Genomic DNA, 23,172 nt, shown 5'->3' on the forward strand with positions numbered 1-23,172 from the left:
CGGGCCGCCGCGACCGCCTGGCCGGCGCCGCGACGGGCCGTCAGTAGCCCGCGCCGATGCGGCGCCAGCGGCGGCCGCTGGTGCCCGGCTCGGCGGGGTGGGTGGGGACGCGGCCGCGGTAGAGGACGTAGGGGCGCCACAGGTACCACAGGGGGTAGCTCCAGGCGTGCACCAGTCGGGTGAAGGGCCAGACGGCGAGGATGGCCCAGGCGGCGGTGGCGTGGACCTGGTAGATCAGCGGGGCGTGGGAGATGGCGTGGACGTCGGGGTCGCCGGCGAACAGGCCGCGGAACCACAGTGCCACGCTCTGGCGGTAGTCGTACCCGCTGCCGAACAGGTTGATCCCCATGGTCGGGATGATGCCCAGCACGATCACGACGGCGAGCAGGATCAGGGCGATCCAGTCGACGGGGCTGGTGGTGGCACGGACCCGGGGCACCGCGGTGCGGCGGAAGGCGAGCACCGCCACACCGGCGATGACGGCCAGCGCGGCGACGGTGCCGCCGATGGAGGAGAACCAGCGGTAGACGTTCTCCGGGATGCCGAGCCACCGGGTGAACGATTCGGGGACGAGGATGCCCAGGACGTGTCCGATGATGGCGGCGAAGGTGCCGTAGTGGAACAGCGGGCCGCCCCACTTCAGGAGTCTGCGCTCCTGCAGCTGGGTGGAGCGGCTGGTCCAGCCGAACCGGTCGTAGCGCCAGCGCCAGATGTGGCCGACGACGAAGGTGACGAGGGCGAGGTAGGGCAGGATGACCCACCACCACAGGTCCCAGGAGCTCATCGGCCATCTCCGATCGTGGCTGCGGTTCCAGTTACGGCTCCGGCTCCGGCTCCGGTTCCGGTCAGGAATTCGGGTGGGGCGAAGGGTTCGAGACCCACGTGCTCCAGGCCGACGTGTTCTTCGGGCGGGCCCTCGGCGGTCAGTCGGCGCAGCGTCTCGCGTTGCTGTCGGTCCGGGCTCGGCAGGCGGTCGCAGAGGGCGTCCAGGAGGGGCGCGTGGGGGTCGGTGTGCTCGTGCAGGGCCTGCCGGAGCATTTCCAGTCCGGCCCGGCACTGCAGGAGGATCCGGTGGCCGGGTTCGGGGGCGAGGGCGGCGAACTCCAGGATCAGCGGAAGGTGGTCGGGCAGTTCGCTCTCGGGCGGTTCGTGGCCGGCCTGGCGGTAGGTGTGCTTGAGGGCGAGCAGGGCCATGCCGCGGGCGCGGGTGTCGCCGTGGCGGTAGTACGTCAGGTACAGGCAGCGGCGGCGGGTGTGGTCGAAGGTCGCGACGTAGGCCTGCGCGGCCTCGGTGGGGGTGAGGGTGCGCAGCCGGTCGGTGAACGTGGTCAGGCGGGCCCGGTCGGCCGGGTCGCCGATCGCGGGGATCGCGGCCGTGACGTCGTCGAGCAGGGACAGGGTCCGCTGGTCGGGGTAGCGCAGCAGGATCGAGGTGATCCGGTGCAGCAGCGGCGTGTCGGCGCGGTGGTGGGTGCGGCGGAGGTTCCTCACCGGGCCTCCCCCTGACCGAGCTCACCGGGCTCGCCGAACAGGCCGGGGGCCGGAGCCGTGCCGTTCCAGCCGAGGAGGTTGAAGCGGACCCGGCCGTCGCTGTCGCGGAACTGGCTGCCGCCGCCCGGCGCCGACAACCCCGGAAGCGACGGCACGCCGGACAGGGTGTCCTGGGTGTGCGCCCCGCTGTCCGCGGCGCCGCCCGGGTAGTCCAGGGAGCAGTGCTGGGCCATCAGCGCGCCGGACCCCTCGGCGTGCACCTTGGGAATGACGTAGCGGTCGTCGTACTTGGCGATGGCCAGCAGCCGGTAGAGGTCCTCGACGTCCCGCGCGCTCATGCCGACCGCGTCCAGCAGTTCCTCGTCGACCGGGTCGCCCAGCTGCACCCCGCGCATGTGCGCGCGCATCGCGGTCAGCTTGCGCAGCACGTCCTCGACGACCGCGGTGTCGCCCGCGGTGAACAGGTTCGCCAGGTACGCCATCGGGATGCGCAGCGACTCGATGGCGGCGAACACCCGGTCGGGGTCGGCCTCGTCGTAGCCGGTGGCGTGCACGGCGTCCGTCACGGGCGACAGCGGCGGGACGTACCAGACCATCGGCATCGTCCGGTACTCCGGGTGCAGCGGCAGCGCCACCCGGTGCCGCTTGATCAGGGAGTAGACCGGGGAGCGCTGGGCGGCCTGGATCCAGTCGTGCGCGATGCCGTCGCGTTCGGCCGCGGCCAGGACGTCGGGGTCGTGCGGGTCGAGGAAGACCGACAGCTGCGCCTCGTACAGGTCCTTGTCGTCCTTGACCGAGGCGGCCTTCAGGACGGCGTCGGCGTCGTACAGCATCACGCCGAGGTGGCGCAGCCGGCCCACGCAGGTCTCCGAGCAGATGGTGGGCTGCCCGGCCTCGATCCGCGGGTAGCAGAAGGTGCACTTCTCGGCCTTGCCGGTGCGGTGGTTGAAGTAGACCTTCTTGTAGGGGCAGCCGGAGACGCAGAACCGCCAGCCGCGGCAGCGGTCCTGGTCGACCAGGACGATCCCGTCCTCCTCCCGCTTGTACATCGCCCCGGACGGGCAGGAGGCCACACACGACGGGTTCAGGCAGTGCTCGCAGATCCGCGGCAGGTAGAACATGAACGCCTGCTCGAACTCCATCCGCACCTGTTCGGACAGGCCCTCCAGATTCGGGTCGGTGGCGGCGTACACGGCCGCTCCGGCCAGGTCGTCGTCCCAGTTCGGGCCGTGCACCGGGCGCATGTCACGGCCGGTGAGCTGCGACTTGGGGCGTGCGCTGGGGAAGGAGTCGGACAGCGGGGCCGTGATGAGCTTCTCGTAGTCGTAGGTCCACGGCTCGTAGAAGTCGTCGAGCGGGGGCAGTTCGGGGTTGTAGAAGATGGTCGCCAGCTTGCGCAGCCGGCCGCCGGCCTTCAGTTTCAGCCTGCCGCGGCGGTTCAGCTCCCAGCCGCCCTTCCACTGCTTCTGGTCCTCGTAGCGGCGCGGATAGCCCACGCCGGGCTTGGTCTCGACGTTGTTGAACCACATGTACTCGGATCCCGGCCGGTTGGTCCAGGTCTGTTTGCAGGTGACCGAGCAGGTGTGGCAGCCGATGCACTTGTCGAGGTTCATCACCATCGCCACCTGGGCCATACAGCGTCCGACAGTGGCTCCGGCCCGGGGTCCTGCGGTGGCTTTGCCACGGGTCATCAGAACTGCACCTCCTGGCTGCGGCGCCGGATGACGGTGATCTCGTCGCGCTGGTTGCCGGTGGGACCGATGTAGTTGAACCCGTAGGAGAACTGGGCGTAACCGCCGATCAGGTGGGTCGGTTTGATCAGCAGCCGGGTGAGGGAGTTGTCGCCGCCGCCGTGCAGGCCGGAGGTCTCCGTCCTCGGCACGTTCAGATGCCGGTCCATGGTGTGGTACATGAACACCGTGCCCTCGGGCATCCGGTGGGTGACCACCGCCCGGCAGACCACCACACCGTTGCGGTTGTACGCCTCGATCCAGTCGTTGTCCGCCACCCCGATCCGCTCCGCGTCCAGCGGGCTCATCCAGATCACCGGGCCGCCGCGGAACAGCGTGAGCATGTGCAGGTTCTCCTGGTACTCGGAGTGGATGGACCACTTCGAGTGCGGTGTCAGATAGCGCACCACCAGCTGCGGGGTGCCGTCGGCGGCGCGGGTCGGGTCGCCGAAGTGGGCGACCGTGTTCAGCGGCGGCCGGTAGACGGGCAGCTGTTCGCCGAACTCGGCCATCCAGTCGTGGTCGAGGAAGAAGTGCTGCCGCCCGGTGAGGGTGTGCCAGGGTTTGCGGCGTTCGACGTTGACGGTGAACGGCGAGTAGCGGCGTCCGCCGGACTCGGTGCCGGACCACTCCGCCGAGGTGATCACCGAGCGGGGCTGGATCCGGGTGTCGGCGAAGGTGATCCGGTCGCCGGAACGCTCCTCGGCCAGGTCGGCCAGCTCCACTCCGGTCTTCTCCTCCAGCGTCCGGAGGGACTCCACCGCCAGGCGGCCGTTGGTGGTGCCGGACAGGGCCAGGATCGCCTCGCAGAACAGGTCGTCGCGGGCGATGGAGGGCCGTCCGTCGCCGGCTCCGCCGCGTACCGTGCCGTTGGCGCGCCGCAGCAGGTCGATCTCCTGGTCCGGCTTCCACGTGACGCCCTTGGTGGAGGTGCCGAGCGTGTCCAGCAGCGGCCCGATCGCGGCCATCTTCTCGGCCACCGCCGCGTAGTCGCGCTCCACCACGACCAGCCTGGGCATGGTCCTTCCCGGCACCGGCTCGCACTCGCCGGCCTTCCAGTCCCGCACCCGGCCGTGCGGCTGGGCCAGCTCGTCGGGGGTGTCGTGGGCCAGCGGCGCCGCGATCACGTCCCGGCGCACCCCCAGGTGGACGGCCGCCAGTTTCGAGAACTCGGCGGCGATGGTGTGGAAGACGTCGAAGTCGGTACGGGTCTGCCAGGGCGGGGCGATCGCCGGGCTGAAGGCGTGCACGAACGGGTGCATGTCGGTGGACGACAGGTCGTACTTCTCGTACCAGGTGGCGGCGGGCAGCACCACGTCGGAGAACAGGCAGGTGCTGGTCATCCGGAAGTCCACGGCCACCGACAGGTCGAGCTTGCCGACCGGCGCCTGATCGCGCCACACCACCTCCCGGGGGCGCAGGTCCGGTGGGGTCTCGGTGGCGGTGACCGCGTCGTCCGTCCCGAGCAGGTGCCGCAGCATGTACTCGTGGCCCTTCATGGAGGACGCGAAGAGGTTGGCACGCCAGATGGTCAGTACCCGGGGGAAGTTCGCCGGATCGTCCGGGTCCTCGGCGGCGAACCGCAGCCGCCCCGCCCTGAGTTCGTCGACGATGTGCTCCGGCACCTGCCTGCCGGCCCGCTCGGCCTCGTCGCACAGGTCCAGCGGGTTGCGGTCGAACGCGGGGTGCGAGGGCATCCAGCCCAGCCGGGCGGCCAGCGCGTTGCAGTCCGGCAGGGTCCGCCCGGCCAGCCGGCCCGCGCCGAGCGGGCTCGCCAGGGCGTCCGCGGCGAACGCCTCGTAGCGCCACTGGTCCGTGGCCAGCCAGAACAGCGGCGTGCCCACCATGTGCCGGGTCGGGCGCTGCCAGTCCAGGGCGAAGGCGAGATGGAACCAGCCGGTCAGCGGCCGTACCTTCTCCTGGCCGACGTAGTGTGCCCAGCCGCCGCCGTTGACGCCCTGGCTGCCGGTGAGCATCAGCAGCGACAGGAACGCGCGGTAGATCTGGTCGGAGTGGAACCAGTGGTTCGTCCCCGCCCCCATCGCGATCATCGAACGGCCCCGGGTCCGCTCCGCGTTCCGGGCGAACTCCCGGGCCACCCGGGCGGCGGCCCTCGCCGGCACCGAGGTGATCGTCTCCTGCCAGGCCGGCGTGTACGGGCTGTCCGCGTCCTCGTACCCCGACGGCCACACGCCGGGCAGCCCCTCGCGGGCCACCCCGTACTGGGCCAGCACCAGGTCGAAGACCGTGGTCACCAGGTGCCCGCCGATCCGCAGCGCGGGCACTCCGCGCCGCACCGTCGAGCCGGACTCGCCGGGCCCGGTGTCGAACCTCGGCAGGTCCACCGCCACCGGCTCGCGGCCCACCCGCCCGTACAGGGACAGCAGCGGATCGACACCGTCCAGCCTCAGGTTCCACCGGCCGGCCCCGGACGGCGTCCACCGAAAGCCCAGCGATCCGTTCGGGACCACCGGATCGCCGGTGAGGGCGTTCAGCAGCACCGTCTTGAACTCGCCCGCCTCCCCGGACTCCCCGGACCATCCGGGCAGGTCGGCGGCGGTGAGGAACTTCTCCGGTACGTACCCGCCGCCCTCGTGCTTCCTGAGCCGCACCAGGAACGGCAGGTCGGTGCAGGTCTTGGCGTACTCGGTGAAGTAGGGCACCTGCCGGTCGCGGTAGAACTCGGTGAGGATCACGTGCCCCATGGCCATCGCCAGCGCGCCGTCGGTTCCGGGCGCCGCCGCGAGCCAGTCGTCGGCGAACTTGGTGTGGTCCCCGTAGTCCGGCGAGACCACCACGACCTTCTGCCCCCGGTAGCGGGCCTCGGTCATGAAATGAGCGTCCGGCGTGCGGGTGATCGGCAGGTTGGTGCCCCACACGATCAGATAGCCGGCGTTCCACCAGTCGCCGGACTCCGGTACGTCCGTCTGGTCGCCGAACACCTGCGGGGAGGCCATCGGCAGGTCGGCGTACCAGTCGTAGAACGAGGAGATCGTCCCGCCGATCATCGACAGGAACCGCGTCCCCGCCGCGTACGAGGTCATCGACATCGCCGGGATCGGCGAGAACCCGACGATGCGGTCCGGGCCGTAGCGCTTCACCGTGTGCACGTGCGCCGCCGCGACCAGCTCGGTGACCTCCTGCCAGGTGCAGCGCACGAACCCGCCCTTGCCCCGCACCCGCTTGTACCGCGCCGAGCGCTCCGGATCCCCGGTCAGCCATGCCCAGGCCTCCACCGGGTCCGCCGTCCGTGCCCTCGCCTCGCGCCACAGGTCCAGCAGCGGGCCGCGTACGTACGGGTAGCGGATCCGGGTGGGGGAGTAGGTGTACCAGGAGAACGACGCCCCGCGCGGGCAGCCGCGCGGCTCGTACTCCGGTGAGTCGGGGCCGACCGAGGGGTAGTCGGTGGCCTGGGTCTCCCAGGTGATCAGGCCGTCCTTGACGTACACCTTCCACGAGCACGAGCCGGTGCAGTTCACCCCGTGCGTGGAGCGCACCTCCCGGTCGTGCCGCCACCGCTCCCGGTAGAACTCCTCCGCGGCGCGGCCTCCCTCCCGGTACAGCGCCCTGCGGTCCGGGGACTGCTCCCCGGGGAAGAAGAACTGCGCCGACCGCATCAGCCGCTCGGTCGCCTCCCCCACTCGGTCGGTGCTCACGCCCTTCGCCTCCTGCCGTACGCCGCGGCTGTCGTCCGTGCCCTCCGACAGACAATGCGGCCGCGGACGGTCACGGCGACGGAAACCCGCCGGGCCATTCGAGTCGTGACACCGTGCGCCGGTCGGTGACGGCGCTTCCGCGCGCGGCACCCGGCGTCCGGCCGGCGAGCACGGATCCGGTGCCGGCTCGGCGTTCGCCGACGCGGTGACGGCCCGTGGGTGCGAGTGGAACCGGCCAAGCGGAATCGGACACGGTCAGTCTCGGAGCCCGGCATACGCATCGCAAGCGGGCAATCATACGAAAAACGGCCCGCATCCGTCAGTTCGCTCCCTGCGGCGGCGTGGGCAGGTCGAGGCCCTCCAGGTCGGCGACCGGGGTGCGCAGGCCCACGGCGAGCCGGTTCCAGCCGTTGATCGCCACGATGGCGAAGGTGAGCGCCACGGTCTCCTCCGGGGTGAAGACGGAGTCGACGGCGGCGTAGTCCCCGTCCGGGGCACCGGTGCGGGGCAGTTCGGTCAGTGCTTCGCACCAGGCCAGCGCCGCACGCTCCCGCGTGGTGAACAGCTCTTCCGCCTCGCGCCAGGCCGCCACCACGTCCAGCCGTGTCCGGTGCTCGCCACGGCTGCGGGCGTCGCGGTGGTGCATGGCCAGGCAGTAGGCGCAGCCGTTGATCTGGGAGGCCCTGATGCGGACCAGTTCCAGCAGCTCCGGCTCCAGTCCGCTGTCGGCCACGGCCTGTTCCAGCCGCAGCATCGCCCCGACCCCGCGCGGGAACAGCTTTCGGTGGTCAGCACGCATGATCGGCCTCCTCCTCGCGGCGTTCGGCTGCCCGAGTACCTCGCACCCGGATGGCGCAGGCCCGCCTGCAGGGGCACTCCCGCACTGATACGACGGATCCTGCACGACATGGACGAGAGCCAGACGTGGGCGAGAACCAGGAGACGAGCAGATGACCGAGTCCGTCTACCACCCGGCCACCCCCGAGATCGGCGCCCGCCGGGCACAGCTCGCCCCGGCCGTCAACGAGGCGTTCGAGAACTTCAGCCGCGCCGTGTTCGCCGAAGGAGCCCTGCCGGAGAAGACCAAGCAGCTGATCGCCGTGGCCGTCGCGCACGTCACGCAGTGCCCGTACTGCATCCAGGGGCATACCCGTCTCGCCCGGCGAAAGGGAAACAGCCCGGAGGAGATCATGGAGGCCATCTGGGTCGCCGCCGAGATGCGCGCCGGCGGCGCCTACGCCCACTCCACTCTGGCCCTGCACGCGATGGACGAGACCTCGCCGCATCCGCACCACTGACGGTCCCGGGTTCAGGTGCCGGCGCGCTCGGGCCCGGTCAGCCACTCGGCCAGGACGGCTGCCTGGCTGTGGTCCAGGTCCTTGGTGGCGGTCAGCAGCACGAGCCGGTCGTGGGCGGCCAGGTCCCGCAGGTGCCGGGCCGCCTCGCGGTGCCCCGCGTCGCGCAGCTCGGCGCGGTAACGGCGGCGGAACTCGGTGAAACGAGCCGGGTCGTGGCCGTACCAGCGGCGCAGTTCGCTGGACGGGGCGACATCGCGCAGCCATTCGTCCAGGTGCGCGTCCTCCTTGCGCATGCCCCGCGGCCAGACCCGGTCGACGAGCACCCGCTTGCCGTCCCGCGGCGAGGTCTCCTCGTAGACCCGGCGACAGGTGATCTGTTCCACCATGACGACATCCCGCCGATCAGGCCGCACTGCGCCGGCGGGTGCTGAGCCGATCTACGCTCTGCACCGCGAGCTCGTCACGCTCCTGCGCCGGGGTGAGACGGATGCCGATGTGGTAGTCCTGAACCAGCATCCAGCCGAGGAAACCGGCGGCGAGGGTGCAGAGCATGCCGGCCGAGGTGAGCGCCAGGCCGAGGGTGGCCCCGGTGGCCGGGCCGTTCCAGTGGGTGACGTATGTCCCCAGGCTGATGGCGAACAGCGCGAGCGCGGTGACGTTGAGGCCGGCGTGGGCCAGGCCGACGGTTTTGGCGGCCGAGCCGCGCGGGATGCCGAAGGCCCAGTCGACGAATCCCGGGAGCGCGGCGAGCAGTGCGCTGCCGACACCGACGACGTTCAGCGCGATCGCCAGGTTGAGCCAGAACTGGCTTCCGGTGGCCGCGTACACGGCGAAGCCCGCGAGGGTTCCCGTGTAGAAGGCGACCGGGAAGCCGATCAGCATGGGGTGGAGGGGGTGACCGGCGACCGTGGCTTTGCTGTACATGAAGCCTCCTGAGTGGCCCCCCGTACGGACGTGTCGGGATGGTGTGGCCGGGTGGCCTCCCTCATGCGTTCTTCAGGCGCCGGCTCAGCTCGTCGATGTACTGGTCACCGTAGGCGGCCGCGACATCGTCGAGGTCGACCAGCGGGGGAATGTCCATGACCGGCTGCCGCTCGCTGAGGTAGAGGACGGTCTCCTCGATCACCCGCTGCTCGTCGTCCTCCGCCACGTGGAGCAGGCCGACGACGTCCGGGCTCGCCTGGAAACGCGACTCGATCACACCACCGTGGTACCGGGCACGGACCAGATAGTCATGGTCCCCCATGGGCTCGATCTGAAATTGCTCGGACATACCCCATGAGTACCCGCGATGCCGCGGAATATCACGGTATGCCACGTCGAGTTGCCGGGCCGACGCCGGCCGGTGCTCCGGGCCCCGCCCGGAAGCCTCGGCGGCCGGCGCCGGCCCGGGGGTCAGAGGCGGCCGCCGGGGACCACCGTGAACGTCGCGGGACCGGCCGGCAGATTCACCGTGTACTGGCGCAGGTAGGTGTCCAGGAACGGTGAGCGGGCGCCGGCGGTGGCGGTGTCACGGGCCGGGTCGTCCAGGGCCAGCCTGAGCTGCGCGCCCTTGACCGTGATCGTCTGGCCGGAGGGCGTGGCACGCCACGAACCGGTCTGGATGGAGCCGATCTCCACGGCCAGGACGTGCCCGGCCGCCAGGGTCCAGTCGGTCGCCTTGAGGTCGACGGTCATCCGGCCCGGGCGCAGCAGGGAGACCTGCTCGTCGAACATGACGGCGGTGCCGTCCGGGGCGACGTCGTACAGCTTGAGCATGACGTTGCCCTCCCCCTTGGCGGTCAGGGAGACCCGCGGGGTGCCGGTGACGCGCACGGCCTGCTCGACCGGCTTGGACCACACGAAGAAGCTCGACGTGACCTTCCCGGCCTTCTGGAGCTTCGCCAGCCCCTTGGCCAGGCCCTTCGGCGCGGCCGGGTCGATCGCGGGCGCGTGCTCCATGTCCCACTTCCCGGACGGCTGTGCGACTGCCGGCGCTGTCGGCTCGCCGGCCGCGGCCAGGGCCGCGCGGCCGGAGGCGCCGCCGTCGTCCACGTACGCGCCGCCGCCGAGCGGGAGGGTGACGGACCGCCTCACGACCGGCCAGGTGCTCTGGGCGCGCCAGGCACCGGTGGAGTCCTCCATGGCGTAGGCCGGGTAGCGGACCTTCGGCTTGATGCCCTTGAGGTACTGGTCGTAGAAGGAGAGGGTCTCGTCGAACCAGCCCTCGCGGCCCATGGACAGGCGCCCGTCGCCGGTGCGGTCGTTGCCGCGCACGTGCTCCCACTGGCCGAGCCACCCGCGCTGGGGGCCCGCGTGGTTGTCGAGGTACTCCTGCATCTCCTCGGGCTTGGTGTTGTTCTCGATGAAGCCCTGGGTGACGAACAGCGGAGTGCGGCTTCCCCTGGCCATCTTCGCCAGGTCACGGTCGGTCCAGTGCTTGTCCCACTGGTCGGAGATCCGGTACCCGGCCGCGTTCTGCGCCAGGCACTCCGGGTGGGTCTGCTCCCACCGGGCGTTGGCCTGGTAGCGCGTGTCGTCGTCCGCCATCGGGGCCATCGTGGCGATGGAGTTGTAGGCGTTGGCGGTACCGGTGACGTTCGGGCGGGGCACGCCGTTGGAGTAGATGTACTGGTACATGTCCCACACGGGTTCCTGGGCGACGACGGCCTTGAGCGCCTTCTGGCCCAGGTTGTTGCCGATCAGGCCCGTGACGGCGTCGTAGGACTTGCCGTACATGCCGACCGCGCCGGTGGACCACGGCTGTTTCGCGGCCCAGTCGATCGCGGCCCTGACGTCGGCCTGCTCGCCGGGGCCGGCCCAGTCGAGGCAGCCGGTGGAGCCGCCGAAGCCGCGCAGGTCCACCATGACGAAGGCGTAGCCGCGGGCGAACAGGTCGGTGCCCTCGACGAAGTCCTGGAAGCGGGACGAGGGGCCGGTGTGCGTCCAGCCCTCGGGGCCGGTCTGCCCGGAGTGGGCGAAGTACGGGCCGACCGACAGGATGACGGGCACCTTCCCGCCCTTGGGCAGTTTCTCGGGCAGCAGGACGTCGGCGTGCAGCTCGGTGCCGGAGCCGTCCGAGGACGGGAAGTAGTGCTGGGTCCAGACCGAGCCCTTGGGGACGCGGTCGTTCTCCTCGTGCGTGACGGGGGCGGTCGCGGTGGCGACCGCCCCCGTCCGGGCCTGCGCCGGAGTGGCGGGCTCGGGCGCCGCGGTGGCGGGGCCGGCGAGCGTACCGGTCAACGCGAGGGTGGTGACGACTGCTGAGGCGGCCCAGGCCGCCGTGCGACGTCTCTTCACGTGCTCCTCCCGGGGTGGTGGGAACGGGGCGGTGCAGGTGGTACGGCCGAGCAGCGGCTCCTGACCCGCCGAACGCGCCGGAGCCGACGGCGACGGAGCCTATGATCAGCGTTGAAACGCGTCAACGGTGCCGTGAGCGCGGCGTGTTGCCGATGTGGCTGCTCTTCGTGCGCTCGTCGGCCCGCCCAACTCCCGCTGCGCCTCCCACGGCTGACACCGCTTTGGCTGTCCGGCCCGCGCGCCGACCCCGACGGGGGATGGCGTTCTGCCGCCGGCCCCCTCAACACTGGTGCGCACACAGGCGGTGGAGGGGGTACGGGCATGGCGACGCCCACGGAACCGGCGCGGCCGGCGTCACCGGAGCGGCGGCCGGAGCTGGACGCGATCCGGATGCTGGTGGTGATCGGGCTGGTCTTCTTCCATTCGGCGCTCGTGTTCGCCGACGGCGACGACTACTACGTCAAGAATGCCGAGACCACCGAAGCCGTCCTGATCGCCGCCGGGTTCGCGGTCGTATGGGCCATGCCGCTGCTCTTCCTCGTCTCCGGTCTGGGCGCCTGGCACTCGCTGCACCGCCGCGGCCCGGGCGGTTTCGCCAAGGAGCGGCTGCTGCGGCTGGGAGTGCCGCTGGTCTTCGCGACCCTCGTACTGAACCCGCTGCCGCAGTGGCTGCGGCTGCGCTCGGCCGATGCCGGCCACCGCGAGTCGTACCTCGGCTTCCTGCCCCGTTTCTACGACGTGGACCTGGCACCCGCGGAGTTCCCCTTCCTCCTCCGGGGCGAGTACTTCGAGACCGGCCATCTCTGGTTCGTCGTACTCCTGTTGGCGTTCTCACTCATGCTGGCGCCGCTCGTGCGATGGCTGCCGCGCGAGCAGGTGCGCCACATCGGCGACCGGCTGGCGCACGCGGTGCTGCACCGGCGCGGTGCCGTGCTCCTGCCGGCCCTCGCCTTCGCCGCTGTCTGCGCCTTCGCCCGGATGGAGCAGGAGTACGCGGGCTGGCACCACTGGGCGTACCTGCTGTTCTTCGTCGCCGGTTTCACGCTCGCCGCCGACGACCGCTTCCGCGTCGTGGTGCGGCGCGAGGCCGGACTCGCCGCCTGGCTCGGCGTCGTGCTGTTCGCGGCATCCGGCCCCGGCTTCGTCCTGGCCGACGAGCCCATGACGGAGGCGACCGTCCTGGCCACCGCATCCCGGGCACTGTTCGGTGCGGCCGGATGGTGCCTGGTCCTTGCCATCCCCGGCCTCCTCGACCGTCGGCGGCACCGGCGCCCGCCGACGGCCCCGGACTCGGCCCCGGACTTGGCCCCGGACTTGGCCCCGGACTTGGCCCCGGATCCGGTTCCGAGGATGCGCCGGCGCCTCCGCCGCCATCTCGCCGCCGCCGTGCTGCCGCTGTACGTCCTGCACCAGCCGGTCGTCGTCGCCGTCGCCTACTTCGTGGTCGGCCGGTCGGCACCGATCCCGGTCAAGTACGCCGTCCTCGTGACGATCGCCCTCGCCCTCACCCTCGCCCTGTACGAGCTGCTGGTCCGCCGCACACGAACAACCCGTTTCCTGTTCGGGATGCGTTCCTGAGGCCGCCGCTCCCCGCCGGCAGGCGCGGTCAACGGTTCTGCACAGCGGGCACTTCCAGGCGGAGTTCGTAGCCGCCGTCGGCCGTGGGGCCGGCGGTGACGGTGCCGCCGAGGAGTTCGGCGCGCTGGCACAGACCGGCGAGGCCGTGCTGGGCGCTGGGCAGGGGGAGCGAGGGGCGGGTGGGTGCGGTGTTGGTGACGGTGGTGTGGACCGTACCGTCCACACAGCGGACGCGGACGGTCGCCGTCGCGCCGGGGGCGTGCTTGCGGACGTTGGTCAGGGCTTCCTGGACGGTGCGGTAGACGGCACGCTGGACCGTGGGCGGAAGGTCCTCGGGCAGGTCCGTCTCCAGTTTGGCCTCGATGCCGCTGCCGTCGACCAGTCGCCGCAGGTCGGCGAGGGACGGCTGGGGAGTGAGCTCCGTGGGACGGATGCCGGAGGCGCGCAACACGCTGACCATGTGCCGCAGCTCGTCCAGGGTCTGCACGCTGAGCTGCCGGATCGTGGCCGCGGCCTGTCGGGTCTCGGCGTCCCGACCGCCGACCTGGAGGGCCCCGGCCTGTACGGCGATGAGACTGACCTGGTGGGAGACCACGTCGTGCATCTCGCGGGCGAGTTGAGCGCGTTCCTGTGCCAGGACGCTCTGGGAGGCGAGCAGCCGTTCGTGCTCACGTGCCTCGGTGATCTCGGCGAGCCGCAGCGACAGTTCGCGCCGGGCCTGGACGAGCTGCCCGAGGAAGACGGGGGCGGCGGCGGTGGCCAGGGTGTAGCTGAGGTGGACGAGGTTGTGGGTGCCGGCGAGTTGAGCCGTTTTCAGGGCCCACCACGGCCAGGGCAGGAAGTCGGTGACCGCGTAGGCCAGGGCGCAACCGACCAGCAGGACGCGGTGGCGGCTGAGCGAGGACAGCGTGTACAGCGCCGCCGTCGTGGCGAACACCGCGTCGCTGATCAGGGCGGTGGGGACGGTGAGCGCGAAAGTCGTCAGCGGCAGACGGCGCCGCAGGGCGAGGGCGCACGCGCCGAGCAGCGCGCAGGCCAGAGCCGCCTGTTCCTTGACGTCGACGTTCACCCAGGCGTCCACCAGCGAGGCCCCGACGAGGGCGGCGTCCAGCAACACGGCGGGCGGCCGTCGGCCGGTCATCGGCTGTTCCCGTCCCGCGGTGGCCCGAGCAGGCCCGCGCGTTCGGCGATCAGGACGGCCTGCACCCGGCTGCTGACCTCCAGCTTGCCGAGCACGGCGCTGACGTGGCCCTTGACGGTGCCGGTGCTCAGGTGCATCCGCCTGCCGATGTCCGTGTTGCCGAGCCCTTCGGCCATGAGGACGAGGACCGTTCGCTCGCGCGGGGTCAGCCGGGCGGTGAGGCGGGCGGCGGGCTCGCGCACACCCGTGCCGAGAAAGCCGTCCACCACCGTGCGGGTGACCTTCGACGACAACACCGTTCCACCCTCGGCCAGGGCCCTGACCAGATGCGGAAGTTGCTCCGGGTCGGTGTCCTTGAGCAGGAACCCGGCGGCGCCCGAGCGCAGCGCGGTCGCCACGTACTCGTCGGCGTCGAACGTGGTGAGCATGGCCACGACCGGGGGCTCCGGCATGAGGCGGAGGTCGGCCAGGACGGTGAGCCCGTCCACGTCCGGCATCCGGATGTCCAGCAGGACGACGTCGGGGCGCGACTCGCGTACCGTCCGGACGGCCTGGCCGCCGGGAACCGCCGCCACGACCTCGATGTCGTCCGCCCTGTTGAGGATGTACGTGAAACCCCCGCGGATCAGGGCCTCGTCGTCGACCACCAGTACCCGGATCAACCAGCGCTCCGCTCGTCGCATGCCCGGTGCGATCTGTACCACGTCGGGACCGTCCACGAACCGGTTCGAGGTGTTTGCCCACCGATCGGACGTACGCTTCACGCCCCCGGCCAGTCGGCCGGGTTGCTTCGGCCGGTCGGCGGGGTGCATTCGGCAGGACACCGGGGTGACGGCGCCGGGTGCGCGGCAAAAGCTGAGAGTATGACGCAGAACGTATCGTCCGTACCGTCAGCCGTGCCGTCGTCCGTACCGTCGGCCGTGCCGACCGAGGTGTCACCCGAGGCCCGGGCCGGGCTCGGGGCACGCCCGTCCTCCGCCTCCGCCGGCACACCGTCGGCGGGGCGGCTGATCGGAGTCGACCTGGCCCGCGGGCTTGCCGTCCTCGGCATGTACTCGGCCCACGTCGGCCCCGACGTGACGGTCGGCGGGCCGGTGGGATTCCTGCTGGAGACGGCCCGGGGCCGCTCCTCCGCCCTCTTCGCGGTGCTCGCCGGCTTCTCGCTGGTCCTCATCACCGGCCGTCCGCACCCGAGAACGGGACGCGCCGGCCGGCAGGCCGTGGTGAGGATCGTGATCCGCGCCGTCGTCCTCATGGCGCTCGGTTACGCGCTGACCGCTCTGGGCACCGGGGTCGATGTCATCCTGAGCTTCTACGGACTGCTCTTCCTCACGATCCTTCCCCTGCACCGGTTGCGGGCCAGGACGCTGGCGCTCATCGCCGCCGCGGAGGCCCTCGTCCTTCCCCAGGTCCTCTACGCGCTGCGGCAGTCGATGGCGGAGGGAAACTGGGCGGACGCGGTCATCGCCGGTGACCCGCTGGCCCGGATCACCGGTACCGACGGGATGGTGGAACTCCTGTTCACCGGGGAGTATCCGGTCCTCACCTGGATGCCGTTCCTGCTCGCGGGCATGGCCGTGGCCAGGCTCGACCTCACCGGGTCCGGCGTCCGCTCCCGGCTGGCCCTCACGGGCGGCGCCCTCGCCCTGCTCGGCTACGGCGGCTCCTGGCTGGCGCTGCGCCTGGTACCCCACGCTCTTTCCGCCGTCGCGCACGCCACGGGCAGCGAATCGGCGTCGTCCGCGTGGTGGTCCGACACCGTCGGCGAACCCGAGGGCCACACCCCGGCCGCCTGGCTGCTGGTGGCCGCCCCCCACAGCCAGACGACCTTCTCCGTCCTCGGCAACACGGGCATCGCCCTCGCCGTGCTGGCCGTCTGTCTGACCGTCGCCGGCAGGATGCCCCGCCTCACGCGCCTGGCCAGGCCGGTCTCGGTGGTCGGCATGACGGCGCTGACCGCCTACGTCCTGCACATCGTCGCCCTGTGGTTCTTCACCGACGTATGGGAGGTGCCGGCGATCGAGGACGACAGCCTGTCCGCGCTGCCGGTGCTCCTCGCCTTCATCGTGGCCGCCACGCTCCTCGCGGCCCTGTGGACCCGCCGCTTCCGGCGCGGCCCCCTGGAGTACGTCCTCCATGTCGCCACCCGCCCCGCGAGGCGCGTCCCATGAGACGGTACGACCCGGACGTCGCGTGCTGACGACCGCTCAGCGCGCTCGTGCGACCAGGAACTCGGTGGCGTCGTGCAGGGCTGTCAACCGCGGATAGTCCTCCTCGTCGATCCGCAGACCGGTGCGTTCGGAAAGGGTTTCCACGAAGCTCAGGAAGTCCAGCGAGTCGAGTTCGAGCGCGTCGCGGAACGGGGTGTCCGGGGCCAGGCCGGTGAGATCGGCGCCGGGCACCGCACGAGTGAGCGCTTCCTCGACGACAGTGCGGGCCTCGGTCTCGTCCATCACAGGTTCTCCGGCTTCTGGAGCAGGCGGTCGACGGCGTTCAGGAACCGGGCTCCCACCGCACCGTCGCTGGCTCGGTGATCGGCGGACAGGGTGGCCGTCACGACGGGTCGCACACCGATCATGCCGTGGTCCGCCCAGGGGCGCTCGACCGCGGCCCCGAAACCGACCAGGGCGACCTGGGGCGGGTGGATGACACCGTAGACGGCCTCGACGCCCTGATCGCCGAGGCTGCTGACGGTGAGGGTGCTCCCGGTGATCTCCGTGCCGCGCAGCCGCCCTCGCCTGGCCCGCTCGACCAGGTCCTTCAGCCGGCTCATCACCTGCTCCGGAGCGAGCGAGTCCACGTCGTGGAGGACCGGCACGGTCAGGCCCCCGTCGCGCAGCGAGACGACGAACCCCAGGTGAACACCGTCGCCCGGGACGAAACCCCCGTCCCTCCAGAAGCCGTTCAGGTCGGGGACCTCGACGGCGGCGGTGGCGACAGCCTTGAGCAGCAGCGCGGCGGGCAGCATCCGTTCGCCGACCGGCAGCTCGCGGTTGTGCGCGCGCAGCCATGCGAGCGCCGCGCTCAGGTCGATCGTCGTGGCGAGGTAGTAGTGCGGGATCTCCCGGTTGGCCCGGCTCATCAGGTCGCCGATGGCCCTGCGCATCGCGGCGGTGGAGGATCCGGCCGTCCCGGTGCGGCCCGCAGCCGGAGGAGGAACTTCCGCGGGCGCGGGGGGAGACACCGCGGCAGCGGGTGCGGGGCCGGTGCGCGGGTGTGCCGCCTTCTCCACATCGGTTCCCCGTACGGCTCCGTCCTGGCCGGTGCCGCGCACTGTGCCGAGGTCGACGCGCAGTTCCGCGGCGAGCCGCCGTGCGTAGGGCGTGGCGCGCGGGCGCCGGCCGTCTCCGTGCGCGGCGCGCTCGATGTCGGCGCGGGTGATCCTGCCGCCGGGCCCGCTGCCGTGGACCGTCGCCAGGTCGATGCCCCGCTCGTCGGCGAGGTGCCTTGCGAGCGGTCCGGCCTCGGTGTGGACCACGGGGGGCTGTGGAGCGGGGGCGGTGGCCTGCCCGGCTTTCCGGGGCCGGGGTGGTGCCGGCTGTTCCGCGGGGGCGGCCGCCTGGAGCTGTGCCGCCGGCTCTGCCGGCTCTGTCGTCTCTGTCTCCGTTGCCTCTGCGGTCTCTGTTTCCGCGGCCTCTGCCGTCGCTGCCTCCGCCGCCTCGATGAGGGCCAGCGGTGTGCCCACCGGAACCCTGGTGCCGGGCGCGACCAGCAGACGGCCGACGGTTCCCGACTCGAAGCACTCGATCTCGACGGCGGACTTGTCGGTTTCGACGACGGCGATCACATCGCCGCGCGTCACCGTGTCGCCGGGGGCGACGAGCCACTCCTGGAGAGTGCCCGTCTCCATGTCCGCGCCCAGCGACGGCATGGTGAACTCACCCACGGTGCCCCACCGCCTCCCGGGCCGCGGCGGCGATGTCCTCCGCCTGCGGCAGCGCGGCCTCCTCCAGGTGCCGGGCGTAGGGAATCGGCACCTCGGCACTGCACACCCTCCCGACGGGTGCGTCGAGTTCGTAGAAGGCCTGCTCGGTGATCCGGGCGGAGACCTCGGCGGCGAGACCGCCGGTGCGCCAGCCCTCGTCGACGACGACGGCACGGTGCGTCCTGGCCACCGAGGCCATGACCGTGACGTCGTCGAGGGGGCGGAGGCTGCGCAGGTCCACGACCTCGGCGCTGATGTCCTCCTCGGCGAGGAGGTCCGCCGCCGAGAGGACTTTGGGCAGCGAACCTCCGTACGTGACAAGGGTGACGTCGTCGCCCGAGCGGCGGACGGCGGCCGACGAGATGTCCAGGGGGCCCTCGGCCGCGGTGAGTTCGCCGGAGACGTTGTAGAGGGAACCGTGTTCGAAGATGACCACGGGGTCGGGGTCGGCGAGCGCGGGGGCGAGCATGCCACGCGCGTCCTGAAGCGTGGCGGGGGCCAGGACGCGGATGCCGGGGATGTGGGCGTACCAGCCCTCGAGGCTGTGCGAGTGCTGGGCCGCGAGCTGCCGTCCGGCCCCGGTGGTCATCCTGATGACCACCGGCACCGAGAGCTGGCCGCCGGACATGTGCCGCAGCGTGGCGGCGTTGTTGAGGATCTGGTCGAGGGCCAGCAGGCTGAAGTTGACCGTCATGATCTCGACGACGGGCCGCATGCCGGCGACGGCCGCACCGATGCCCGTGCCGACGAACGCCGACTCCGACAAGGGGGTGTCGCGCACCCGTTCGGGGCCGAACTCCTCGACCAGGCCGAGGCTGACACCGAAGGCACCGCCGTACCTGCCGACGTCCTCGCCCAGCAGGAAGACCCGGTCGTCGGCGGACAGCGCCTCGCGGAGGGCTTCGCGCAGCGCCTCCCGGTACGTCGTCGTGACCGTTTTCATCAGCGCGCCTCCGGCAGATCACCGGCAGCCGTGACGACGTACCGCAGGAGGTCGCTCACGGGCTCCACCGGAGCGGCCTCGGCCGCGGCCACCGCGCGGTCGACCTCGTCCGTGCAGCGCCGGTCCAGCTCGGCGTACGACGCGTCGTCCAGCTCGCCCGCCGACCTCATCCGCCGCTCCAGCAGCACCACCGGGTCACGGGCGCGCCAGCGTTCGATCTCCGCCTTGTCGCGGTAGCGGTCGGGGTCGTACATGGAGTGCGCGCGGAAGCGGTAGGTGCGCAGTTCCAGGAAGTACGGGCCGTGCCCGGCGCGGATGCCCTCCACCGCGCGGTGCGCGGCGTCCTCGACCGCGAGGACGTCCATGCCGTCGACGGCCCAGGCCGGCATCCCGTAGGACGCGGCACGCATGGCCAGGTCCGTCTGCCCGTGCTCGACGCGCAGGGGTGTCCCCATCGCGTACAGGTTGTTCTCGCACGCGAGCAGGAGCGGCAGCCCCCACAGGACGGCGAGGTTCGCGGTCTCGTGGAACTCGCCCTCGGCGAAGGCGCCGTCCCCGAAGAAGCAGCAGACGACGCCCGGCCCTCCGCGCATCTTCTCGGCCAGGGCCAGGCCGGCGGCGAGCGGGATGCCGCCGCCGACGATCGCGTTGCCGCCGTAGAAGCGGCGGCCCACGTCGAACAGGTGCATGGAACCGCCGCGTCCGCGGCTGCACCCGGTGGCCTTGCCGTACATCTCCGCCATGACGGCGTCCGTGGGCACGCCGCGGGCGAGGGCGTGGCCGTGTTCGCGGTAGGTGGAGACGACCGTGTCGACCGGGCCGAGCGCGTCGAGCACGCCGGCCGCGACGGCCTCCTCCCCGATGTACAGGTGCACGAAGCCCCGGATCTTCGCGGCGCTGTACAACTCGACACAGCGCTCCTCGAAACGGCGGATCAGCAGCATGGAGGCCAGGAGGTCACGATGGTGCTTGGCAGCGGCGTCCTGGTGGGTTCCGCGGTGGGCGGGCTTGGCCGGTTTCCTGTGACTGGTGCTCATGGCCGGGTGCTCCGAGAGGTTGCGTGGTGCGGGTCCGCGTCCGGCGCACCGGGCCGGACCCGTGGTGCCGGGGGCTCAAGCCGGGGGCTCAAGGTGTCTCGAGGGTCGAGGTGTCGCCTTCCGGGAGCCCGAGCTCACGCGCCCGCAGCAGCCGCCGCATGACCTTGCCGCTCCTGGTGTGCGGCAGGTTCCGGTCGAAGGCGATCTCCCGGGGCGCCACCGCGGGCCCCAGTTTGCGGCGGGCGAAGGCGAGGAGGTCCCGCAGGACGGCGTCGTCCGGATCAACTCCGGGGCGCAGGGACACATAGGCCTTCACGATCGCGCCGGCGGTCGGATCCGGGCGCCCGATCACCCCGGCCTCCGCCACCTGCGGATGTTCCAGCAGGGCGCTCTCCACCTCGAAGGGGCTGATCAGGTGGCCCGCGGACTTGATGACGTCGTCGCCGCGCCCGACGAACCAGAAGTACCCGTCCGCGTCCTCGCGCACGATGTCGCCGGTCAGGTACCAGCCGTCGGCGAAGCACTTGGCGTACCGGTCCTCGGCGTGCAGATAGCCGCGGAACATCGACGGCCAGCCGGGCCGCAGCGCCAGCTCGCCCTCCTGGCCGGGGTCGTCGACCGTACGGACGCGGCCCTCGGGCGAGCGCCACACGGTGCCGTCGGGTGCCCGGGCCAGGACGGCGGCGACCATGCCCGGCAGGGGGCGGCCCATCGATCCGGGCTTGATGGGGCAGGCCGCCAGGTTGGCGACGACGATGCACCCGGTCTCGGTCTGCCACCAGTTGTCGTGCACCGGGAGCCCCAGCACGTCCCGGCCCCACAGGACCACCTCGGGGTTGAGCGGCTCGCCCACCGAGGCGATGAACCTCAGCGCCGACAGGTCGAACGAGCGCGGCAGGTCGTAGGGGCCCTGCCGGGGAGTCGCCCGCATCAGCATGCGCAGGGCGGTGGGCGCGGTGTACCAGACCGTGACCCGCTCCTGGGCGAGGACGCCGTACCAGCGGCGTACGTCGAAGTCGCCCTCGTCGACGACGACCGTGACGCCGTGCGTGAGCGGAGCGATGATGCCGTACGACATGCCGGTGACCCAGCCCGGGTCGGCGGTGCACCAGTACACGTCGTCCGGGTGCAGGTCGAGCGCGAACGCGGCGGTGACGTGATGGGCGACGACCGCCTCGTGCACATGGATCGCGCCCTTGGGGGCCCCGGTGGTGCCACTGGTGAAGTGCAGCAGTGCCACGTCGTCGGGATCGGTGCGGGGAACCGGGAAGTCCTCGTCGGCCCCCTCCATCAGCGCGTCGAAGGACAGCGTTCCGGAAAGGTCCCGGCCGCGCTCGCCGACGATCAGGACGTGCTCGAGTGCGGGCAGGCCGTCCCGCACCGGGGCGACCTTGCGCACGTACGACTGCTCGGTGGTGACCAGGACGCGGGCACTGCCCAGCCGCATGCGCTGGGCCACGGGATCCGGCCCGAAGGCCGGGAAGAGCGGGCAGAGCACGGACGCGTTCTTGAACGTGCCGAGCACCGCCGTGAAGAGTTCGGGGCAGCGCCCGAGCAGGGTGAACACCCGGTCACCACGATCCACGCCGAGGGAACGCAGCACTTGGGCGAACCTGCTCGTCAGCCGCGCGAGCGCCGCGTACGGGACGGACTCGGCCGTCCCGTCCCGGCGCACGCAGCGCAGGGCGACCCGGTCGCCGCGGCCCTCGGCCACGTGGCGGTCCACGGCCTCGTACCCGATGTTGAGGCCACCACCCGGCAGCCCGGCGAGCCGTTCGCGTGCCGCGGCCCAGCTGAACTCGGCGCGGGTCTTCTCGTAGTCGGTGAGGACCGGAGTCACGGGAGCCGGTGCCGTCTTGGCGATGACGTCCTGCCTCATGGCGCACCTTCCTCGGCCACGCGTCGTGAACGTGCGTGTGGAGCTCTCCTCCCACGATCGACGCGAGGAGCGGAGACCGCCAGTGGACCGGCCCCGTGGGTGTCCGCCCTCCCCTCAGCGCGGGCTGTAGGTGAGGCAGTCGGCGGCTTCCCGGCCGGGGCCCACGGCGATACCCGGGGCCTGGCACTCGAGCCGGGAGTTGTGGCGGCAGTCGGCCATCTTGCACGCTCCGACCTGACCGGTGGCGGCCGGGTCACCGCCTTCGAAGGAGGTGACGAAATACGTGTCGCACCGGGCGTGCGGGGGATCGCCGACGGTGATGGCCAGCGCGTGGCACGCGCTGCCGACGTTGTACGAGCACGCCTCCACCGCGCACTCGTTGATGAAGGGCATGTCCACGGGGCCTCCTGACATCCGGGGTACGCCACGAGCCGGCAGTGGCGGCGGGCCCGCACGACGTCCTGTGACGATCGGTCCCCAAGGTGCGTCGGCCTGCCCGCCGGGCCGGCGCACGACACCCGGCCGCCGCCGGAATCACCCAATGGCCGGAACACGCCGCACCGGGGCCGGGGCGGGGCCCGCCGGAGCCGGAGCAGGGACTTTCGGAGCCCGCACATGGGCTGTTCGGCCTCAGCAGAAAGGGAACACGGGCGGTGGACTGGAGCTGTCGGCAGTCGTGACCCAGCCAGGAGGAGAGAACCATGGCCACACTCGCGCGTAGGCAGAAGTTCCCGTTCCCGGAGATTCCCGAGTGGTTCGAGACCTTCCCCGCACGCTTCGCCATGCCCACGATGGGCGATCTGTACGCGGTCCGGATCGAGGACTACATGGAGGGCGACCGGTACGTCGTGCGGGCGGAACTGCCGGGCGTCTCTCCCGACGACATCGACGTCGTCATCAGCGAGGGCATGCTGACCGTCAAGGCCGAGCGCACCGAACGCGATGTGGACAAGCACCGCAGCGAGATCCGCTACGGGTCCATGAGCCGCAGCGTGACCCTGCCACCCGGAGCCGACGAGGACGACGTCAGGGCCGACTACACCAACGGCATGCTCACCGTGAGCGTGGGGCTGGGGCGTGAGAAGACCCAGGAGAAGCACATCGAGGTCAAGCACGGCGCGTGACCCGGCAGCCCGGGCGGGCCCCGGCAGGCGTGCCGGGGCCCGCCCGGGTGGGACCGGCCCCGAGGCGACGAGAAGGGCGCTGAACGATGAG

At 71.7% G+C, this 23,172-nt stretch carries 21 protein-coding genes; 4 read left to right on the forward strand and 17 right to left on the reverse strand.

What is annotated here, in order from left to right; all coding sequences use genetic code 11:
- Positions 1 to 40: 40 nt before the first annotated feature.
- The 5 genes from narI to DEP02_RS12790 form a co-directional block, all read right to left on the reverse strand.
- Complete coding sequence (gene narI, locus DEP02_RS12770; RefSeq protein ID WP_112467437.1) at positions 41 to 784, reverse strand: respiratory nitrate reductase subunit gamma; 744 nt, start codon at positions 782 to 784, stop codon at positions 41 to 43.
- The gene (gene narJ, locus DEP02_RS12775) at positions 781 to 1,491 is read right to left on the reverse strand and encodes a nitrate reductase molybdenum cofactor assembly chaperone (protein ID WP_112467438.1); all 711 of its coding nucleotides are present in this window, start codon (positions 1,489 to 1,491) and stop codon (positions 781 to 783) included. Before narJ ends, narI begins: the two co-directional genes overlap by 4 nt.
- Positions 1,488 to 3,182 carry a nitrate reductase subunit beta gene (narH, locus tag DEP02_RS12780; RefSeq protein WP_198668413.1) on the reverse strand — a complete coding sequence of 565 codons (1,695 nt, stop codon included), beginning with the start codon at positions 3,180 to 3,182 and terminating at the stop codon, positions 1,488 to 1,490. The genes narJ and narH overlap by 4 nt, the downstream gene beginning before the upstream one ends.
- Entirely contained in the window at positions 3,182 to 6,838 is a 3,657-nt protein-coding gene (locus DEP02_RS12785) for a nitrate reductase subunit alpha (RefSeq protein ID WP_112467456.1), read from the reverse strand. The genes narH and DEP02_RS12785 overlap by 1 nt, the downstream gene beginning before the upstream one ends.
- A 358-nt stretch (positions 6,839 to 7,196) precedes the next feature.
- Positions 7,197 to 7,676 (reverse strand): carboxymuconolactone decarboxylase family protein, encoded by a 480-nt coding sequence (locus DEP02_RS12790; RefSeq protein ID WP_112467440.1) that lies wholly within the window; start codon positions 7,674 to 7,676, stop codon positions 7,197 to 7,199.
- Between the two features lie 151 nt (positions 7,677 to 7,827).
- Between DEP02_RS12790 and DEP02_RS12795 the strand changes: the two genes are divergently transcribed.
- Positions 7,828 to 8,175 carry a carboxymuconolactone decarboxylase family protein gene (locus DEP02_RS12795; protein WP_112467441.1) on the forward strand — a complete coding sequence of 116 codons (348 nt, stop codon included), beginning with the start codon at positions 7,828 to 7,830 and terminating at the stop codon, positions 8,173 to 8,175.
- A gap of 11 nt (positions 8,176 to 8,186) precedes the next feature.
- On the opposite strand, the gene DEP02_RS12800 is transcribed toward DEP02_RS12795, so the two are convergent.
- The 4 genes from DEP02_RS12800 to DEP02_RS12815 form a co-directional block, all read right to left on the reverse strand.
- A complete protein-coding gene (locus DEP02_RS12800) occupies positions 8,187 to 8,561 on the reverse strand; it encodes a DUF488 domain-containing protein (protein WP_112467442.1) in 375 nt (124 codons plus the stop codon).
- A gap of 16 nt (positions 8,562 to 8,577) precedes the next feature.
- The gene (locus DEP02_RS12805) at positions 8,578 to 9,099 is read right to left on the reverse strand and encodes a DUF2231 domain-containing protein (protein ID WP_112467443.1); all 522 of its coding nucleotides are present in this window, start codon (positions 9,097 to 9,099) and stop codon (positions 8,578 to 8,580) included.
- A 61-nt stretch (positions 9,100 to 9,160) separates the two neighbouring features.
- The gene (locus DEP02_RS12810) at positions 9,161 to 9,448 is read right to left on the reverse strand and encodes a hypothetical protein (RefSeq protein ID WP_112467444.1); all 288 of its coding nucleotides are present in this window, start codon (positions 9,446 to 9,448) and stop codon (positions 9,161 to 9,163) included.
- A gap of 122 nt (positions 9,449 to 9,570) precedes the next feature.
- Positions 9,571 to 11,454, reverse strand: coding sequence for a CocE/NonD family hydrolase (locus tag DEP02_RS12815; RefSeq protein WP_112467445.1), 1,884 nt, complete (start codon positions 11,452 to 11,454; stop codon positions 9,571 to 9,573).
- A 321-nt stretch (positions 11,455 to 11,775) separates the two neighbouring features.
- Here DEP02_RS12815 and DEP02_RS12820 point away from each other — a divergent pair, with 321 nt between their 5' ends.
- On the forward strand, positions 11,776 to 13,032 hold the full coding sequence (locus tag DEP02_RS12820; RefSeq protein ID WP_112467446.1) for an acyltransferase family protein: 1,257 nt from the start codon (positions 11,776 to 11,778) through the stop codon (positions 13,030 to 13,032).
- A 28-nt stretch (positions 13,033 to 13,060) separates the two neighbouring features.
- On the opposite strand, the gene DEP02_RS12825 is transcribed toward DEP02_RS12820, so the two are convergent.
- Both DEP02_RS12825 and DEP02_RS12830 read right to left on the reverse strand, forming a co-directional pair.
- Positions 13,061 to 14,173 carry a sensor histidine kinase gene (locus DEP02_RS12825; protein WP_112467447.1) on the reverse strand — a complete coding sequence of 371 codons (1,113 nt, stop codon included), beginning with the start codon at positions 14,171 to 14,173 and terminating at the stop codon, positions 13,061 to 13,063.
- A complete protein-coding gene (locus DEP02_RS12830; protein ID WP_112467457.1) occupies positions 14,170 to 14,835 on the reverse strand; it encodes a response regulator in 666 nt (221 codons plus the stop codon). Before DEP02_RS12830 ends, DEP02_RS12825 begins: the two co-directional genes overlap by 4 nt.
- A 201-nt stretch (positions 14,836 to 15,036) precedes the next feature.
- On the opposite strand from DEP02_RS12830, the gene DEP02_RS12835 reads away from it, so the two are divergent.
- Complete coding sequence (locus tag DEP02_RS12835; protein ID WP_112467448.1) at positions 15,037 to 16,344, forward strand: DUF418 domain-containing protein; 1,308 nt, start codon at positions 15,037 to 15,039, stop codon at positions 16,342 to 16,344.
- Positions 16,345 to 16,380: 36 nt separating this feature from the next.
- On the opposite strand, the gene DEP02_RS12840 is transcribed toward DEP02_RS12835, so the two are convergent.
- The 6 genes from DEP02_RS12840 to DEP02_RS12865 form a co-directional block, all read right to left on the reverse strand.
- Complete coding sequence (locus tag DEP02_RS12840; RefSeq protein ID WP_112467449.1) at positions 16,381 to 16,626, reverse strand: acyl carrier protein; 246 nt, start codon at positions 16,624 to 16,626, stop codon at positions 16,381 to 16,383.
- Positions 16,626 to 18,059 carry a dihydrolipoamide acetyltransferase family protein gene (locus DEP02_RS12845; RefSeq protein ID WP_112467450.1) on the reverse strand — a complete coding sequence of 478 codons (1,434 nt, stop codon included), beginning with the start codon at positions 18,057 to 18,059 and terminating at the stop codon, positions 16,626 to 16,628. The genes DEP02_RS12840 and DEP02_RS12845 overlap by 1 nt, the downstream gene beginning before the upstream one ends.
- Positions 18,052 to 19,041: an alpha-ketoacid dehydrogenase subunit beta gene (locus tag DEP02_RS12850; RefSeq protein ID WP_112467451.1), complete on the reverse strand. Its 990-nt coding sequence runs from the start codon at positions 19,039 to 19,041 to the stop codon at positions 18,052 to 18,054. The genes DEP02_RS12845 and DEP02_RS12850 overlap by 8 nt, the downstream gene beginning before the upstream one ends.
- Positions 19,041 to 20,078, reverse strand: coding sequence for a pyruvate dehydrogenase (acetyl-transferring) E1 component subunit alpha (gene pdhA / locus DEP02_RS12855; RefSeq protein WP_112467452.1), 1,038 nt, complete (start codon positions 20,076 to 20,078; stop codon positions 19,041 to 19,043). Before pdhA ends, DEP02_RS12850 begins: the two co-directional genes overlap by 1 nt.
- Before the next feature lie 88 nt (positions 20,079 to 20,166).
- Positions 20,167 to 21,957 (reverse strand): acetate--CoA ligase, encoded by a 1,791-nt coding sequence (gene acsA / locus DEP02_RS12860; RefSeq protein ID WP_112467453.1) that lies wholly within the window; start codon positions 21,955 to 21,957, stop codon positions 20,167 to 20,169.
- 114 nt (positions 21,958 to 22,071) lie between these two features.
- On the reverse strand, positions 22,072 to 22,350 hold the full coding sequence (locus DEP02_RS12865) for a DUF1540 domain-containing protein (RefSeq protein ID WP_232839081.1): 279 nt from the start codon (positions 22,348 to 22,350) through the stop codon (positions 22,072 to 22,074).
- A gap of 308 nt (positions 22,351 to 22,658) precedes the next feature.
- Here DEP02_RS12865 and DEP02_RS12870 point away from each other — a divergent pair, with 308 nt between their 5' ends.
- Positions 22,659 to 23,081: an Hsp20/alpha crystallin family protein gene (locus tag DEP02_RS12870; RefSeq protein WP_112467455.1), complete on the forward strand. Its 423-nt coding sequence runs from the start codon at positions 22,659 to 22,661 to the stop codon at positions 23,079 to 23,081.
- The last annotated feature ends 91 nt before the right edge of the window (positions 23,082 to 23,172 follow it).

The sequence above is a fragment of the Streptomyces triticisoli genome (assembly GCF_003270085.1).
GTDB classification, from domain to species: Bacteria; Actinomycetota; Actinomycetes; order Streptomycetales; family Streptomycetaceae; genus Streptomyces; species Streptomyces triticisoli.

What these genes read in the sequence shown, in the direction of transcription:
- DEP02_RS12840 (WP_112467449.1), bottom strand. Translation starts at nt 16,626, where the DNA reads ATGGACGAGACCGAGGCCCGCACTGTCGTCGAGGAAGCGCTCACTCGT.
- DEP02_RS12785 (WP_112467456.1), bottom strand. Translation starts at nt 6,838, where the DNA reads ATGCGGTCGGCGCAGTTCTTCTTCCCCGGGGAGCAGTCCCCGGACCGC.
- acsA (WP_112467453.1), bottom strand. Translation starts at nt 21,957, where the DNA reads ATGAGGCAGGACGTCATCGCCAAGACGGCACCGGCTCCCGTGACTCCG.
- DEP02_RS12800 (WP_112467442.1), bottom strand. Translation starts at nt 8,561, where the DNA reads ATGGTGGAACAGATCACCTGTCGCCGGGTCTACGAGGAGACCTCGCCG.
- DEP02_RS12870 (WP_112467455.1), top strand. Translation starts at nt 22,659, where the DNA reads ATGGCCACACTCGCGCGTAGGCAGAAGTTCCCGTTCCCGGAGATTCCC.
- DEP02_RS12790 (WP_112467440.1), bottom strand. Translation starts at nt 7,676, where the DNA reads ATGCGTGCTGACCACCGAAAGCTGTTCCCGCGCGGGGTCGGGGCGATG.
- pdhA (WP_112467452.1), bottom strand. Translation starts at nt 20,078, where the DNA reads ATGAGCACCAGTCACAGGAAACCGGCCAAGCCCGCCCACCGCGGAACC.
- DEP02_RS12850 (WP_112467451.1), bottom strand. Translation starts at nt 19,041, where the DNA reads ATGAAAACGGTCACGACGACGTACCGGGAGGCGCTGCGCGAAGCCCTC.
- narH (WP_198668413.1), bottom strand. Translation starts at nt 3,182, where the DNA reads ATGACCCGTGGCAAAGCCACCGCAGGACCCCGGGCCGGAGCCACTGTC.
- narI (WP_112467437.1), bottom strand. Translation starts at nt 784, where the DNA reads ATGAGCTCCTGGGACCTGTGGTGGTGGGTCATCCTGCCCTACCTCGCC.
- DEP02_RS12865 (WP_232839081.1), bottom strand. Translation starts at nt 22,350, where the DNA reads ATGCCCTTCATCAACGAGTGCGCGGTGGAGGCGTGCTCGTACAACGTC.
- DEP02_RS12805 (WP_112467443.1), bottom strand. Translation starts at nt 9,099, where the DNA reads ATGTACAGCAAAGCCACGGTCGCCGGTCACCCCCTCCACCCCATGCTG.
- DEP02_RS12810 (WP_112467444.1), bottom strand. Translation starts at nt 9,448, where the DNA reads ATGTCCGAGCAATTTCAGATCGAGCCCATGGGGGACCATGACTATCTG.
- DEP02_RS12825 (WP_112467447.1), bottom strand. Translation starts at nt 14,173, where the DNA reads ATGACCGGCCGACGGCCGCCCGCCGTGTTGCTGGACGCCGCCCTCGTC.
- DEP02_RS12820 (WP_112467446.1), top strand. Translation starts at nt 11,776, where the DNA reads ATGGCGACGCCCACGGAACCGGCGCGGCCGGCGTCACCGGAGCGGCGG.
- DEP02_RS12835 (WP_112467448.1), top strand. Translation starts at nt 15,037, where the DNA reads ATGACGCAGAACGTATCGTCCGTACCGTCAGCCGTGCCGTCGTCCGTA.
- DEP02_RS12795 (WP_112467441.1), top strand. Translation starts at nt 7,828, where the DNA reads ATGACCGAGTCCGTCTACCACCCGGCCACCCCCGAGATCGGCGCCCGC.